This is a genomic window from Limnospira sp. PMC 1279.21 (assembly GCF_032349615.1).
GTDB classification, from domain to species: Bacteria; Cyanobacteriota; Cyanobacteriia; order Cyanobacteriales; family Microcoleaceae; genus Limnospira; species Limnospira fusiformis.
Window position 1 is genome coordinate 22,842 of sequence record NZ_JARPLU010000028.1, and the last position, 14,842, is coordinate 37,683.

Consider the following 14,842-nt stretch of genomic DNA (forward strand, 5'->3'; position numbering starts at 1 on the left):
CCCTCCCTTCTCTTATCCAATTAATGATCATGCCCATGGTAGGCTCCCCTGTCGGGGTAAAATGGGGCGATTTCCTGGGTGACATGGCATCCTAACTTAATCAGTAAATCTGCTAAAACTCCATCAGGTTCCAGGCGCAAATACTGGCTGGTAATTTCTAGGGGAACATGACGATTGCCCAAATGATAGGCGGCGCGAATGAGATCTAAATTAGTCTGGGCTGTAACTGTGATGACGGGTTCTGGTTGAGCGACAATAGCTACAACTTTATCCCCGGTTTCGGAAATTAGGCGATCGCCCTCGGAGATATTCACACCACGATCCAAACATAAAGTCATGCGATCGGCGCCGGGGATATCAATATGTTGTCTAGTCTTAGTGCGTTGTTCCGCTGTTAGGGCGATCGTCCAGTCCGGTATGCGATCGAGATCCGGTGCTAATTTTTGAGTAAAAACCAACATGATGGTCACCACCAAGTAATTTCGGACTAGGGGACGCTTATCCGCCTTTTGAATCAGGGGGATAAGCCTTCCCAACTTTGCTAAAGCAAACCGATAAAGTGCAAAGGTCCCTGACCAGTAATCAATTCGACAATCACAGCGACAATTCCAATCATAGCCAAGCGACCATTCCAGACTTCCGCTGCTGTAGTCATACCCCATTCCCAACGTTCCTGGGGATACATTTTGACCCGTTTGCTGGGGCGCACCACTTCCGAGAAATGAACACTAGGACTTTCTAAAGCCTCAACCACCATATCAGCCAAATCATTAATAAAAACCGGATGAGTGTTCAAAGCCGGAACCCGGTAAAAATTCTTAATCCCGGACTCTTCGGCTAATTCCCGATACTCCATATCAATTTCTTGGAGAGTTTCGATATGTTCGGATACAAAACTAATCGGTACAACCAATAAATCCTCGACCCCTTGCTGTGCTAATTCAGGGATAGCCTCTTCGGTGTAAGGTTTTAGCCATTCCACCGGACCAACGCGGCTTTGATAGGCCAGGGTGTGGGGGTTAGGGCGGTTAAGAGTTTTCATAATCAACTCAGTACACCTTTCAATCTCAGCCTGATAGGGGTCTCCGGCTTCCTCAACATATTTAAGGGGGACTCCGTGGGCGCTGAAGAAAATATGGACTTGATCAGGGTTAGGACAGTGATCAAGTTCCTGGGCGATTAGTTGCGCCATAGCTTGTAAATATCCCGATCGCTGATACCAGGAGGGAACCACTGTATAATCAATTTTTTGTAGTTCCGGGTCATCTTCCCAAATCCTCTCAAGCAGCCTAAAACTAGAACCACTGGTGCTAATGGAAAATTGCGGATATAGGGGGAGAATCACTAATTCGTCAATGCGATCGCGCTTAATTTTAGCCAATGCTTCCTCGGTAAAGGGATGCCAGTAGCGCATTCCCACATATACCTGAGCATTATTACCTTTTTCCCCAAGTTTTTCTTCCAGGGCGACCGCCTGTTCTTCGGTAATCCTTCGCAGTGGAGACCCACCCCCAATTTCTTTATAATTTTCCTGGGATTTTGTGTGGCGCATGGTGGCAATCATCCAGGCTAGAGGTTTTTGCAGCCAAGTAAATGGCAGCCGGATAATTTCTGGATCGGAAAATAGATTGTACAGAAAGGGGCGGACATCCTCTAATTGTTCAGGTCCGCCTAGATTCAATAGTAAGACTCCAACTCTTCCCATGGCGCTTAACAGGTTCCCAGACTCTAATTATTGTTACCCATTTTAACAAAATAATATATCAATAGGATCAAAGTCTATAGCAGAAGTTAAGGATTTTTGATTGATGGCAACATTTCTGAGACCGTTAAGCTATCGCTATCAGTGGCTGTATGATGGGATTTCCGCCGTGGCTGCTTTGGCTGTAGGTGGTGAAAGTCGGTTTCGCCGCCTCGCCCTAGAGGGTTTGTCTATCACCCCAGAAACGCGGGTGTTAGATTTGTGTTGTGGCAGCGGACAGGCTACCCAGATTATCGCACAATACTCGCAACAAGTCACGGGTTTGGACGCATCAAGGCGATCGCTTTCTAGGGCCAGGGCTAATGTCCCCACCGCTGAGTATGTGGAAGCCTTTGCCGAAAATATGCCTTTTGAGGACTGTAGTTTTGATTTAGTCCATACTAGCGCCGCCCTCCATGAGATGGCCCCCGACCAGTTACAACAAATTTTAAGGGAGGTTTACCGGGTACTCAAGCCAGGGGGTATATTTACTCTGGTGGATTTCCATAAACCGACTAATCCCATATTTTGGCCGGGTGTGGCGATGTTTCTATGGTTGTTTGAAACGGAAACCGCTTGGGAGTTAATTGATACCGACTTAAAAGGCTTACTGACTTCTATGGGGTTTCAAGTGGATCTTTCCTCACCCATGGCGGACCGGACTGCTTTTCGTCTCTATGCTGGGGGGAGTTTACAAGTTATTCAGGCCCAAAAGCCTAGTTGACTGACAGAAGTTTAAGTTTTTGGAGCAAGTTTTAACAAATATGTGGAAATATTAAGGATTGCTACATTTTGAGGCAGTTGCGAAAATTTTGTGATAAAAACTTGGACTTAAAGATAGTAAAATTTGTCAATTCTGCTGAAGTTTAAACCTTAGATTAGGAGAAGTCCATTGATTTACTCAACTTTAATTGCAGCGGCTCCTAGCACTTTACCCTGGAGTCCCAATGTTGCCATTGTGATGATTGTTTGTAATGTTTTGGCGATCGCTATTGGTAAATTCACCATTAAACAACAAAACGTAGGCGCACCCACCCCCATTGCTGGTATGAGTGCTGGTGCTGTAGTTGGAAGTGCTTGCTTAGGTCATATCCTGGGTGCTGGTGTAATTCTGGGACTGGCTAACGTCGGTGGACTTTAAAAGTTAGATTTGGCACTGATTGTCAAGGGTTTTTATACCTTCTTTCCTCAGTCTAAATTAGACCAGGAAAGGAGGTTTTATTTATGGGAGATTAATTATGATAATCTCCCCCAGAACCATAGCACCAAGCATCAACCCAGCGATGAATATAATACTGTTGTTGAGCAGATAATTTTTGAGTGAGAGGGTTCAGAGACTTTCCGAGAGGGTACAGTAGACTATAGCTGGCTAAATTCAAATAGTGAATAGTCCAATCAACTAAATTTCCTAACCCCACCTGGGGAATCACTTTTAAGACAATAGCAGGGTGTAGAATTCCGGTAGTAAATAAAGTTTTAGCTAAGGCGGGAAATTGAATAACATCTTGTAAAAAAGGTTTAAGCACTGGTTCCCCCAAACGTTCCATATCCTGAAATACGGCGGCGAGAAGTTGATTAATACTATGACTATTAATGGTTTTATCCATCGGGACACTCATAGATTTTTGAAATAACCAAGTCACCGACAAACTGGGTTGATAGGGTTGTAACAAAGCCAGAGATTTACTATCCAAAATATTAGCTTTCAATGCTTCATCAATACCGTTAGTTAAGCGATTCAGATGGCGTACCATTGCGCCAAAACCACCAAAACTTAAAGGGGACTGGCTACCGCTACTATCACCAATGGGGATAATAGAATTCCAGGGAGTTGCTAGGGGACTCTGGCGATAACAGGGGAAAAAACCAAATAAGGCTCGTTTAAAATTTAACTGGGATAATTCCACATTTTGATATTGAGGAAGTAGGGTTAAATAATCCTCAAAAAAGTCTGTTAAACTGGGTCTAGCTGGGTGTGCATCAAGATAACTAAACATATAGGTAGTGCGTCCGTCTCGGGCTGGGAAAGCCTCCCAAAAATACTGACATTGATTTTGCACAGGAGTAAAAGAAGCGAATATATCTCCGGTTTCATTGCTAGGATATCCGGTGGCGCAAGTCCCGACCACTAAACAAACAGCATCAGGAGTTTTTCCCTGTCTGGCTTGTTTGATAATGGGGGAAAAGTGACCCATTGCATCTAGTAATAGTCGGCTGGTTAAAGTTTGATTGACTCCGGTTTCTACGGTAACTCCATTGGGGTGAATGGTGGCGGCTTGGTAGGGGGTATTTTCTAAGAGTTGACCGCCAGCTTCTAAAAACCGGGTTTTGATGGTTTCTAGCAAATAAACTGGGTCAACACCAATATTAAGAACATCTCTAACCCAGATATCGGGAATGTCAGGAAAGCTAATTCTAGCGGGGTTATATTCAGTGGCGATCGCTTTTTCTAATTCTTCTGGAGAGAGTAAATTTAATTGCTCAAATACCTGAAGTTCATGGCGGGAAATATTCCATTCTTGTTCTCGTCCCCTCAATTGTCCGCGTTCACAGACGGCGACGCGCCATCCTTTTTTGGCTAAGGTCGCACCGATAATAATTCCTAATGTTCCCCCACAAACTATGACATCATAATCAATTTGGTTAAGGGGTTGATCGGTTTCTGTGACGGTTTCTGGTATGGGTAGGCTATGGTTTTTGATAGCTTCCCAAAGGCGATCGGCGTTTTGTAGTCCGGTGAGAGGGTTTCCCGGAATTTGCGACAGAATTTGTTGAGTCAGAGACATGGCGTTTACAAGTTATCTTCAAGTTTGATAATACACTGGGAATAATTATTCATATTCTAACTCTATTCTGCGATAATTTCTTCCATAGTTCTGAAAAAGCGATCGCCATAACTAGAAGCAGCACGAACTTTGTTAATGTCTATGATTTCTCAAAGCTGGCAACCATGAGCAATTTTCTGATATTTGCCTTTTTGGGTATGACGAGTTGCTTCATTGAGAATAGTTGGTAATCTGTCCTTGGCTATGATTTCCACATTAGAATTTTCAGGGATTAAGTTTTTTCTAAATCCGTTTCCGTAGAACTTAATTAAGGCATCAATATCAGCAATAAACCAAGCATCCATTGCTTGTACCATAAGATGACAGTAGCGATCGCTAACTTGGGCATCATTCCAGTGATCTCGATTTCTTAAATGTTGCCATGGGTTGTTATTGGTGACAGGTGCTTCTGAGTCAACTAATAAAATATTGCAACAATTCGGATGATCTACTAAAGCCTTGGTAAAACATTCATAGGCATTATTCCGCGAGCCACAGATAATTATATTCCATTTGATCCGGCGAACACGAACCTTTTTTACCAAGTCTCTAAAGCACTGATTAAAACTACTTCTAAGTCGAGCTTTAGTATTTTTACTATCTCCCCCACCTTCAATATAAATGCGAATTTCCTTTACCATCGATTTCCCCCAATTTCACCCATTCTCCATAAGTCTCCCAGAGTGTAGTTTTCCAGCCATTTTTTGAGTTTATCGGCTTCCAATCGACGAATAAAACTTCCACTTTCATGGCGATCGCATACTAATACTGACTCCGGCGGAAGTGCTGATATTAAAGCATCAGAATGGGTTGTAACAATCAGTTGAGTTCTTTCTGAGGCGGATATTAGCATTTCAGCAATCATTGGGAGTATATCAGGATGTAAACCTATTTCGGGTTCTTCTATACATAAAATCGGTCCTGGTGTCGGATCAAGTAGTAAAGCCATTAAAAATAAATAACGCAGTGTACCATCAGAAAGACGAGTAGCTGGGATCGGCTGAATTAAATCTTTTTCGCGAATAAATATCTGGACTGTACCACCATAAATTTTGATGATCAGTTCCTCGGCTTCTTCGTAAAATTTTTGTAAATTCTCGATAATTTCCCGACTTCCCAATTGATATTGTAAGTTATTTAACACCAATCCCAGGTTACTAATATCTTCTAATATTGAGTGGGAAGGTAAATCAGTTTGTTGAGCCAATCTGGGTTCAGAATATCTGCCAATTTGCCAGTTACGATATAGATTAATCTGTGCAAATTGAGCAGCCAGATAACTTAACTGAGGATACATATCTGGATCTTTTCTTTGGGATAAAACTGATTGTTCGGGACTCAGAGTTTCTCGACGTAAGGCTCTTTTTTTGTATCCATCAACTTCGGTAGCCTCATTGATAACTGGACGACCCCCTTGATAACGATAAAAAAAATATGGTTCATTTTCTCCTGGATAAGGCTGTTCATTTTCGATTGCTTCATCAATGATTTCTAACCTCTGACCAGTTTCGGTAAAACTGATTCTGTAGCGCAGATTCATTGAACCTTCTAGGGGTGCAATAGTTGCGTCAATTTCGGCTATAGGAATTTTTTGGGTTCCTTTCCACAGGAAATCACTAATTCCTCCTCCTTGACGAATGGGAGTAGTTAAATCTGTAGGAGTGGCTTTTAAAATCCCCAAGGCTTCGATTAAATTAGATTTACCGGAAGCGTTACGACCGATTAATACATTTAAAGGCTCTAATTTAAGCGGTTCTGTATCACTCCCGTAGGAGAGCAAGTTTCGCAACTTTAGACTATGAATAAACTGGGACACCATTAAATTTTTAAATAGGTAAATAGGTAAATAGGTCTAATCTAATATAACACAAATCCCGGCTCATGGTCAATTTTGACAGAGAGATTACTGTAGCCATACTATAGCCATCCTCCAAGATTGGCAGCCTAGCCGGGGTATATGGTAAAATAGTAAGTAGTCTAAATGATGTCTTTTTGCTTCTGAATAATCGCAGTTAATCCCCAATAAATCAATAAATGTAACCCCAATATACCCCAATTTAATAATAAATTTTCCCAGGTGGGTTCATAAACTGATGATAACTCAAAGGGTTGGGGAATAATTGTGCCATCAGGGAGGGTTACGGGTGGGGGAATTAGGGAATTTATATCGACCAGGGAACCATAAGCACCCATAGACCAGCGACTGACCATTAACCAAGAAACTACTCGGCTAATTCCTGACATTTGAAATAATACCCCAGAAAAAATAATTTGTGGTAATAATAGCAGGGGTAATGCACTATTAGCCTGGGCGCTATTTTGCACATAAGCGGATACTAACACACCTAAACCCATGGCTGATATGAGGGTCAAAAAGGTGGTAATACTTACCCCTAAAATCCATGGGAATAAAGGGGTTGATGGAGATTGAAAGCAGATGGCAATTATCCCTACCATGAACAGGGTTTGTAAAAGGGCCAATCCTGATAAGACAATGAATTTGGATCCTAAATAAGAAACAATCCGTAAATTTACTAACCTTTCGCGGGTATAAATAGCGGTTTCTTTCACTAATTCTTGCAGAGAACTAGATAAACCCACCCAGATAGAGGCACAGGTAAAAACAAATAACACTTGTCGCGCTAAAGATGCTAAACTGATGTCAGCATCTCCCAGAAAGGGGTCTCGATCGCCTATAGCTAACCTAATCAATAAAATTCCCACAGGCGCGGTTAGCAAATTCAGTAATAAATTAAACGGATCTCGCTTAATAAGCCGCCAATAGCGTTGAGTTAAAATTGATAATTGTTGGGGAATATTGGCGAGTTTTTGCGTGGCAGGTTGCCGCTGTTTTTCGGGTGTTTCTCCCCCAGTTAGATGATTAACTACATAATTCTGAAATTGGGGAGATTTGCGAAACCGTAAAGACCAATCTTGAGCGATCGCTTCTCCCTCTTCCAACAAATTATAAATATCGGCAAAATCTCCCGTATCTAAATCAAAAAACTCGAAGGCTTCCCCTGGGGGTCCAAAATAACATAACCTTCCTCCCCTTCCTAAAAACACGACTCGATCGCACATCATCATATTGGCGGTGGCGTGGGTAACTAAAATCACTGTCCGTCCTTGGTTAGCCAAACGACGCAACAATTCCATCATCTTTTTATCCAACCCCGGATCAAGTCCTGATGTCGGTTCATCAAGAAAAAATAACTTAGGATCCGCTAACAATTCCACCCCGATACTAACCCGTTTTCGTTGTCCGCCGCTAAGTTGCGACACCATGACATCACGGCGATCGAGCATTTCTATTTCATAGAGAGTTTTAGTAACTGTGGCTTCAATATCTGCGTCTGGGGGTAAGCGTAATTTAGCCGCATAGGTGAGAACTTCTCCTACCGTTAAGTGGCGATGAATAATATCATCCTGGGGAACATAACCTATTTGATGACGATAGAGATTAAAGTTTTGTTGTAATTCGTCACCATTCAAATAAACGGAACCCTTAGTAGTCGGACTCAGACCCAATAACGTTCGCATTAGGGTAGATTTTCCTGCACCACTCCCCCCCACTAATGCTACAAATTGTCCGGGTTCAATGGCGAAGGTTAAATCACTTAATAATACCTTCGATTTCCCTCGTCGATCGCGCACTAATCGCAGCAATCTTTGAGCATCTAATCTAATGCGATCGCCTAAATCCATGATTTCTAAATTATCCCCCTGACGCATCAGGGTAAACGGACCGATTCTGATGGTATCGCCATCTAGCAATCGCGTAGCTTTCTCGATTCTTTTACCATTAACAAATATGCCGTTAGCACTATAATCATTTAAAATATAATGACCCGTGTCTAATGGTTCAATAATCCCATGACATCGTGATACAATAGGGGAATCTAACTGTACTGTCGCGGTGGAGTCTCTACCTAACATCACCGATCGCTCTTTTAAAGAGATAGCCGGAATGGCTGAATAGGGGGAGGTGCTGGGATTATTGGGGTCAAAGTAGCGCAACCTAATCTGATTTTTGGGATTCTGACCGATGGTAATTTCCACCCCACTATGTAGTCGATAGCCTTCCTTAACTGTAATTCTAGTATGGTTGACAAACAGACCATTAGTGCTGGGTTGCTGTCCGTCTCCGTCAAAAATATGGTAGGTGTCTCCGATTTGGCGTAGCATTAGATGACCGGAGGAAATCACCAGCCAGGTTTCGGGAACTACTAAATCAGCGCGGCTGCGATCGCGCCCCAAAATATGCTGATTTTGGGTCAATTCAAAGGTGATAATTTGTCCCTGATTGTTTAATTCTAAATAGGGGGACTTCTTAGATAAGTTGGACTTCCCATTTAAACGCGTCATCCCTACACCTCCCAAATCCTATCAGGTCAGCATAGCAAATATATGCACCTGTTGAGTTAACAGACCAGGGACTATGGACAGGGGACTAGGGACTAGGGACAATTAAAAATCCCCCTGAATTAGGGGGACCGAAGGAAGTAGCCGAGGGTTGAATCAGTTGGATAATTTTAGTAATCTGGGGTAATATCCCCAAGAATTGATAGGGTTTTATCAAAATTTTCTTCACCAATAGAGAAGTTTATGCTATATGAATATATGACAGTTGTCGGCGATTTTCAATAGCATCAATTTGGGACTTAATCCACTCCAAATCAGGAGAAATAATTTGTTCACCTGTTAAGTGGTCGTAGGCTTCCCAACTGCCATTAACATCGGCATCATACCAGATAAACCAGTCGCGATAAAGTTCGCCTTCGTCAATATCTGGACACAAGGCCAGCCAATCATCTCCAGTAAAGTGATCAACCTCATCGGCAATTAGATATAGCCAAGAATTGGATTCAACATCGGAGGTAGTAGGGGAAAAAATGGTAGATGTCATCGTTTTTTGTGTGAACTCGATAACTGTAATATACCCAGTGTCTGATTAACTTTGGGATAGTGTATGTGACAGTATTTGAACTGTGACAGTTCCCAAAACCATCAAATTTAGATCTGTAGTAGTCACCCAAAACCAGAAAGACTGGCATAATAACTGAGATGTCAACCTAGGTGTTTGGCGACCTTTCAACTGTCATGACCATTGTTTAACTCTGAGGTTTCTGGCCACTTCAAGCCGCTTGTGCTTGAGTTTTTTTTTCCTCAGACTTGATCACGATCCATTTGCCACTTATGGGGTCACGGTAAGTGGTGAATGGATTAGACTTTAGTTTTTTGTAACCAATTTGAGTATCCATCTGCTTAATTCTGATCAAATCGCCCTCAGTCTTTACAGATCAGGGGCGGGAGGACTAGAGGGTTAGAGTTGGGTTGAAATCGGTATGAACTCTAAAAACTATGCCCTGTATGTTCATTATTGTGGGAAACATCTCTTATTTCAGTGATACTATGCCCTTGTTCAGGTGAAATTGATCAGATATGATTGTGATATGAAACACCTAGGACTTGTGATCTTGAATCCGTGATTTTTCGGAGGCTATACTGTCCCGGTGAGGGTAGACTCGGTAACTAATTGACGATTTGCCAGAAAAAGGTTTTATGATGTGGTAAAAGCTGATTTTGAGGATATGATGCACAAAAGAATCGAAGTTTTAGCTACCCGCGACCAAATAGTCGAGCGATCGCCAGAAATCATCCTCAGCAAAATGGAGGCGGCGATTCAAAGCCGAAATCGGTTTACCATAGCCTTAGCTGGGGGAGGGACTCCCAAACCCGTTTATGAGGCCTTAGCCAAACAAGATCTACCCCTAGACCAGATCCATATTTTCTGGGGAGATGAACGCTATGTACCCCCAGACCACCCAGATAGTAACCAAAAAATGGCTCGCAGTGCTTGGTTAGATCGGGTAAACTTCCCAGAGTCTAACATTCATCCTATGCCCACAGGTAGTGGCAATCCCCAAGTAGACGCAGAAAAGCACGATCGCCAAATTCGAGAATTTTTTGGGGTGGCTCCCGGAGAATTTCCCAGATTTGATATGATATTGTTGGGAATGGGGGATGATGCCCATACAGCCTCTCTGTTTCCTTTTACAGATGCACTACAAGTGTGCGATCGCCTAGTAACAGTTGGCAATAAAGACGGTGAACCTCGCATCACCTTCACCATTCCCCTAATCAATCAAGCTGATTGTGTCGTCTTCCTGGTAGCCGGGGCTAGTAAGCGATCGGCTTTGGCTGAAGTTTTTGCACCCACAGGGGATGCAAACGCCTACCCCAGTCGCTTCATTCAACCCCAGGGTGAACTTTGGTGGCTACTTGATGCGGCGGCGGGAGAAGAAATCCAGAAAAGCTGAGATTTTAGAGACTGATGCTAGGTTAGGATCTAATTGTTAGCTATGGTGCGATCGCTTTCGATAGCGTAAGGAGAACTCTATGATTGTCTGTCCAAACTGTAATCATCAGAACCCAGAGGGCGCAACTCAGTGCGAATCTTGTTATACTCCCCTTCCCACGACCACCAGTTGTCCCAATTGTGGCGCAACAGTCCAAGCCGATGCTTCTTTCTGCGGTCAGTGTGGTTATAATTTGCTACCGACCCCAGGCGGTGAAGAAAACCAGAACCCTGATTTAATTCCGACAGTAGTTCCGCCGCTACCAGATTTGGTACTTCCTGACCCCTTACCAGATGAAGAGGTCCCCACAGTAGCATCTGGTTCTAATTCGGCTGTGAATTTACAAAAATCAGGTCCCTCACCCGTTGCTAGTCCTAGTCCATCTTTCCCGCCACCTCAGCCAGACCCAGACCCAGACCCAGACCCAGACCCAGACCCAGTACAACCCCCAACTCAGTCAACAACAGTCCCCACCACAGCCATACCCCTACCATCCTCACCCCCCCCAGCAGCAGTGGTGAGCGCGGGAACTCACGCCACCCAACTTCAGCAACAAACTGCTAAATTGATTCATGTTCAAAGTACAACTCCGCTAGAAATCCCCCAAAACTTACCCGTGATTCATATTGGTAAACCTAATGATCTAGTTCCCCCGGATATAGATGTTTCTGGGTTTACTAATGCGGAAATCGTTTCGCGAACCCATGCTAATATTCGCCTAGAAGGCGATGCCTATTATATTGAGGATGTGGGTAGTTCTAACGGAACATATATTAACAATATTCCTCTGCCAAAAGGAAACCGTCATCGGTTGCGACCAGGCGATCGCATCGCTTTAGGTAAAGGGGATCTGGTGTCGTTTATTTTTCAGTTGTCCTAAGACCTGACCCGTCAATTGCCAGCCACTCAAAACTCACTGGAAACCGGGATGATTTTTAACACATTGGCTGTGCTTTGTCAACAATTATGTTACAATTAATAATGGCTGTAACTGTAAAAGGAAAAATTGGCTATGAACGCTAAGAAAGGAATCATCAAACGTAGTGACCTAATCGGTCGCCTAGTCCTCGATCGCCAAAGTGTCGAACAATTAGGCCACATCGAAGAAAGAGCAGCAGATCTGAACTCCAACCAAGTGATAGGCTTCACTACCAAGTCAGGAATGTTACCAGTGGGAGGCAAAAAACGGGCATTTAGTTGGCAACAAATTGAGACTATTGGGGTCGATGCTGTTCTGGTGAATAAATCCTCAGATGAGGGCAATTTTATATTGCCAGAAAATGCTGATTCTAGCATTAATCATGAAGTGTGGACTAATGCTGGTAAAAAAGTGGGGGTTCTGGTTGACTATCTAATTAAAAATGATACGGGTACAGTGACTAATTATTTGTTCAAAACTGATGGTGGTTTGCGAGGCATTTTACAGGGAGTCTATATTATGCCAGCATCAGCCATGACCAGTGCGGGTAGTAAGCGAGTAATTGTGTCAGAATCAATGGTTGAAAATCCGCCCCAGTATACAGAAGGCTTAGATCAAAAAATTCGTCAGGCGGCGGAATTTTTACAGGAGGATTTGGAAAGGACTCTCAGCGACCTGGAAGGCTTAAAACAAGAAGCCCAAAAGTTATCTAAATCATTGGAAAGGGTGGCTGATCAAGATGATCGCGAAGATGATAGCGAAAAAGTTGGCTCTAAGGATTCAAGCCAGCCACAATAGATGAATCAGATTAATAAGTAGGTGATCCAAATGCCTCCCATGACCATATATAAGGCTTAGTCTTGATTTTGGGAAACTTACTTATTTGATATTAAAGCTGTCTGTAGTCATTGATTACACCTATGATGACCAGTGAAAAACTTAGCAGAAAAGGCTCAAAATCTGCTCTGCTAATCACACTATAACTTATAGGTGGGTTATCTATCCTTCACCAGTTTGTTGTATATTTTTGCCTATTAAATTTTGGTGTGATTACTCTCATCCTGCTTCATTCTAGCCGACCTATTCCTTTGCATCGTTGGACTTTTGAGGATAAACCGATCTTGCGTATTGGTCGCTCGAAAGATAATGATGTTACTATTGGTAGTGCCGTGGTTTCAAGACATCATCTGGAATTGTGGAATAAAACCTCTGGATGGGAATTAGTCAATTTTGGTGCTAATGGCACTTATGTTAATAATCAGATGGTTAACAAGAGGCGAATTGTAGATGGTATGGTAGTCCGTTTAGGACATACCGGACCCCGGCTTTTAATTCGCTTAAAACCTGTTAATGATATTCAACTCAACAAGCAATTAGATATCCCCGATTTAGAAGATTTAGCAGCCAATGATATCACCGAATCCGACCCAGGTCATACCACCCGGATCGAGTTTGATGATGATGATGATGATTAAACATTCAGGGAATTTAACTAGCTTTAATCTGGTCAAATCACGATCGCGATCGCCTTTTTTTAATCCCATATTGAGCAGCTTTGAAGGCTAAATAAGCCATCAGGCTACTGATAGCGATCGCACTCAAAAACGGATGGGGATATTTGCCAAATTCTGCTTCCCAGGGAAAGGTCATCCGTTGCTGTTCAAATAACAATCCGCTACAGGAAGCAACGATCGCACCCCCAGCAATTCCTACCCCCAACGCCTGAATGTGATCCTCTAGTTGTTGCTGCTTTTCTTGTATGTGGCGATCGCGTTCCGCTTGGTCAATTTCTACTAATCCCCGAATCGTCGCAATCGCTTGATTAAGTAGGTTGGAACCGGGGTTAAAATAGTTTAAATCCGCGCGGATTTGTTCCTGAAAGGCGATCGCTTCCTTTTCGTAAAATAACCGCCAATCTTTTAGGGTGGTGTCCGCTAGTTGTTCCATGCGTTCTAACGTCGTTTGATAGTTTTTGCTATTGATGGCGATCGTATTGCGCGCATATTCCATATTTCGCAGTTGTTGAGAATAGTTGAGGGAAGTCGCCAGCAGCGTTTTTAACGTGATTTTCAACTTTTGCAATTCGGCGGCGGACAGCGTTTCCGTTTTTTCCCGATTCAGATAGTTTTGATGTAACTCACTTAATTGGATTTCATTTTCCGTCACAATGCGATCGGCGCGATCGTAATAAATCCGACTATCTTGAAAACTTTTGGCGATTTTGTGATAATATAGTAGTAATTCCGGCAATTCCCAATAACACTTTTGCAGGATTACAGTTGGCTGTTCTTCAAATAGAAACCAAGTCAATAAATGACCGTAGGGATTTTCCTGTAAATCCGCCTTCGGACTACCGTACTCGTAGAGATATCCCCCCAGCAGATTATAAGCGCGATAGAGACGGGGTAAATTTTCGCCATTTTCCAGGTGAAAAAACTTAATCCAGCCCTCTCTAGCCAAGGGTTCCAAGTCGCGGATATGCTCCGGTTTTGTCGTGTTTAAATAGGCACTTAATAACAGAGTTTGCCCTAAATTAGCAGCCGATTCCGGTTCCGGTTTAAAGCAATTCTCCGGGTTAAATTTAGCTAAATCCGCCAGTTGATATTCATCTTGTCCGGGGTTTTCCGGTTGGTAAATATTCAGATTTAGGGCATAACTATCATGGAGACATTGAGGATAAATAAACCCTTCCAAATCCTGTTTGGTGGTAAAAAATTTGATAGCTCTTTTATCATCAGCCCCCACGAGCAAATCGAAATTTTTGGAGGGTTCATCTAACCGAATATCTAGCGGTAAGTCTACCTTGAACTTGTTAAAAATACTGCCATATTTTGCCCGCACCCATTGGGGGTTAATGTCGTCTAAAGTTTGGGCGGGGGTATCATCATTTGATGTCACTAACCCTCGATGATATTGATAGGCGAACCAATATAAACTAGGGGCATAGTGCGAAACGTTTAGGAGTCAAATAAGGCTGCAATGCCGAAATAACCTCCTG

Annotated in this window: 14 protein-coding genes; 6 read left to right on the plus strand and 8 right to left on the minus strand. The window is 42.9% G+C overall.

Going from position 1 to position 14,842, the window contains the following annotated elements:
• Positions 1–20: 20 nt before the first annotated feature.
• Positions 21–461: an urease accessory protein UreE gene (gene ureE / locus P5683_RS06515; protein WP_006668452.1), complete on the minus strand. Its 441-nt coding sequence runs from the start codon at positions 459–461 to the stop codon at positions 21–23.
• A gap of 80 nt (positions 462–541) precedes the next feature.
• Complete coding sequence (gene hemH / locus P5683_RS06520; protein ID WP_006668453.1) at positions 542–1,705, minus strand: ferrochelatase; 1,164 nt, start codon at positions 1,703–1,705, stop codon at positions 542–544.
• 103 nt (positions 1,706–1,808) lie between these two features.
• Here hemH and P5683_RS06525 point away from each other — a divergent pair, with 103 nt between their 5' ends.
• Positions 1,809–2,465, plus strand: a complete 657-nt coding sequence (locus tag P5683_RS06525) for a class I SAM-dependent methyltransferase (protein WP_006623817.1) — start codon at positions 1,809–1,811, stop codon at positions 2,463–2,465.
• 168 nt (positions 2,466–2,633) lie between these two features.
• The gene (gene psaK, locus P5683_RS06530; RefSeq protein ID WP_006623816.1) at positions 2,634–2,882 is read left to right on the plus strand and encodes a photosystem I reaction center subunit PsaK; all 249 of its coding nucleotides are present in this window, start codon (positions 2,634–2,636) and stop codon (positions 2,880–2,882) included.
• Positions 2,883–2,973: 91 nt separating this feature from the next.
• Here psaK and P5683_RS06535 read toward each other — a convergent pair whose 3' ends face one another.
• The 5 genes from P5683_RS06535 to P5683_RS06555 all read right to left on the minus strand — a co-directional run bounded on the left by P5683_RS06535 (position 2,974) and on the right by P5683_RS06555 (position 9,472).
• The gene (locus tag P5683_RS06535) at positions 2,974–4,527 is read right to left on the minus strand and encodes an NAD(P)/FAD-dependent oxidoreductase (protein WP_006623815.1); all 1,554 of its coding nucleotides are present in this window, start codon (positions 4,525–4,527) and stop codon (positions 2,974–2,976) included.
• A gap of 149 nt (positions 4,528–4,676) precedes the next feature.
• Entirely contained in the window at positions 4,677–5,207 is a 531-nt protein-coding gene (locus tag P5683_RS06540) for a DUF4276 family protein (protein ID WP_315639554.1), read from the minus strand.
• Positions 5,201–6,385, minus strand: coding sequence for an AAA family ATPase (locus tag P5683_RS06545; RefSeq protein WP_315648677.1), 1,185 nt, complete (start codon positions 6,383–6,385; stop codon positions 5,201–5,203). Before P5683_RS06545 ends, P5683_RS06540 begins: the two co-directional genes overlap by 7 nt.
• Before the next feature lie 158 nt (positions 6,386–6,543).
• The gene (locus P5683_RS06550) at positions 6,544–8,931 is read right to left on the minus strand and encodes an ATP-binding cassette domain-containing protein (RefSeq protein ID WP_273247419.1); all 2,388 of its coding nucleotides are present in this window, start codon (positions 8,929–8,931) and stop codon (positions 6,544–6,546) included.
• A gap of 238 nt (positions 8,932–9,169) precedes the next feature.
• Positions 9,170–9,472, minus strand: coding sequence for a hypothetical protein (locus P5683_RS06555; protein ID WP_006623809.1), 303 nt, complete (start codon positions 9,470–9,472; stop codon positions 9,170–9,172).
• A 688-nt stretch (positions 9,473–10,160) separates the two neighbouring features.
• Between P5683_RS06555 and pgl the strand changes: the two genes are divergently transcribed.
• From pgl to P5683_RS06575, 4 genes are all read left to right on the plus strand, one after another.
• Positions 10,161–10,886, plus strand: a complete 726-nt coding sequence (pgl, locus tag P5683_RS06560) for a 6-phosphogluconolactonase (protein ID WP_193521258.1) — start codon at positions 10,161–10,163, stop codon at positions 10,884–10,886.
• Between the two features lie 79 nt (positions 10,887–10,965).
• Entirely contained in the window at positions 10,966–11,805 is an 840-nt protein-coding gene (locus P5683_RS06565; protein WP_006623806.1) for an FHA domain-containing protein, read from the plus strand.
• Between the two features lie 132 nt (positions 11,806–11,937).
• Positions 11,938–12,642: a PRC-barrel domain-containing protein gene (locus P5683_RS06570; RefSeq protein ID WP_193520850.1), complete on the plus strand. Its 705-nt coding sequence runs from the start codon at positions 11,938–11,940 to the stop codon at positions 12,640–12,642.
• Between the two features lie 248 nt (positions 12,643–12,890).
• On the plus strand, positions 12,891–13,319 hold the full coding sequence (locus P5683_RS06575; protein ID WP_008053707.1) for an FHA domain-containing protein: 429 nt from the start codon (positions 12,891–12,893) through the stop codon (positions 13,317–13,319).
• Positions 13,320–13,356: 37 nt separating this feature from the next.
• On the opposite strand, the gene P5683_RS06580 is transcribed toward P5683_RS06575, so the two are convergent.
• A complete protein-coding gene (locus P5683_RS06580) occupies positions 13,357–14,742 on the minus strand; it encodes a hypothetical protein (protein ID WP_315639553.1) in 1,386 nt (461 codons plus the stop codon).
• Positions 14,743–14,842: the final 100 nt, after the last annotated feature.

Bases quoted from the DNA above. Each gene is read 5' to 3' on its own strand.
- P5683_RS06555 (WP_006623809.1), bottom strand. From the start codon at position 9,472: ATGACATCTACCATTTTTTCCCCTACTACCTCCGATGTTGAATCCAAT.
- P5683_RS06540 (WP_315639554.1), bottom strand. From the start codon at position 5,207: ATGGTAAAGGAAATTCGCATTTATATTGAAGGTGGGGGAGATAGTAAA.
- P5683_RS06535 (WP_006623815.1), bottom strand. From the start codon at position 4,527: ATGTCTCTGACTCAACAAATTCTGTCGCAAATTCCGGGAAACCCTCTC.
- P5683_RS06550 (WP_273247419.1), bottom strand. From the start codon at position 8,931: ATGACGCGTTTAAATGGGAAGTCCAACTTATCTAAGAAGTCCCCCTAT.
- pgl (WP_193521258.1), top strand. From the start codon at position 10,161: ATGCACAAAAGAATCGAAGTTTTAGCTACCCGCGACCAAATAGTCGAG.
- P5683_RS06565 (WP_006623806.1), top strand. From the start codon at position 10,966: ATGATTGTCTGTCCAAACTGTAATCATCAGAACCCAGAGGGCGCAACT.
- P5683_RS06525 (WP_006623817.1), top strand. From the start codon at position 1,809: ATGGCAACATTTCTGAGACCGTTAAGCTATCGCTATCAGTGGCTGTAT.
- ureE (WP_006668452.1), bottom strand. From the start codon at position 461: ATGTTGGTTTTTACTCAAAAATTAGCACCGGATCTCGATCGCATACCG.
- P5683_RS06570 (WP_193520850.1), top strand. From the start codon at position 11,938: ATGAACGCTAAGAAAGGAATCATCAAACGTAGTGACCTAATCGGTCGC.
- hemH (WP_006668453.1), bottom strand. From the start codon at position 1,705: ATGGGAAGAGTTGGAGTCTTACTATTGAATCTAGGCGGACCTGAACAA.
- P5683_RS06545 (WP_315648677.1), bottom strand. From the start codon at position 6,385: ATGGTGTCCCAGTTTATTCATAGTCTAAAGTTGCGAAACTTGCTCTCC.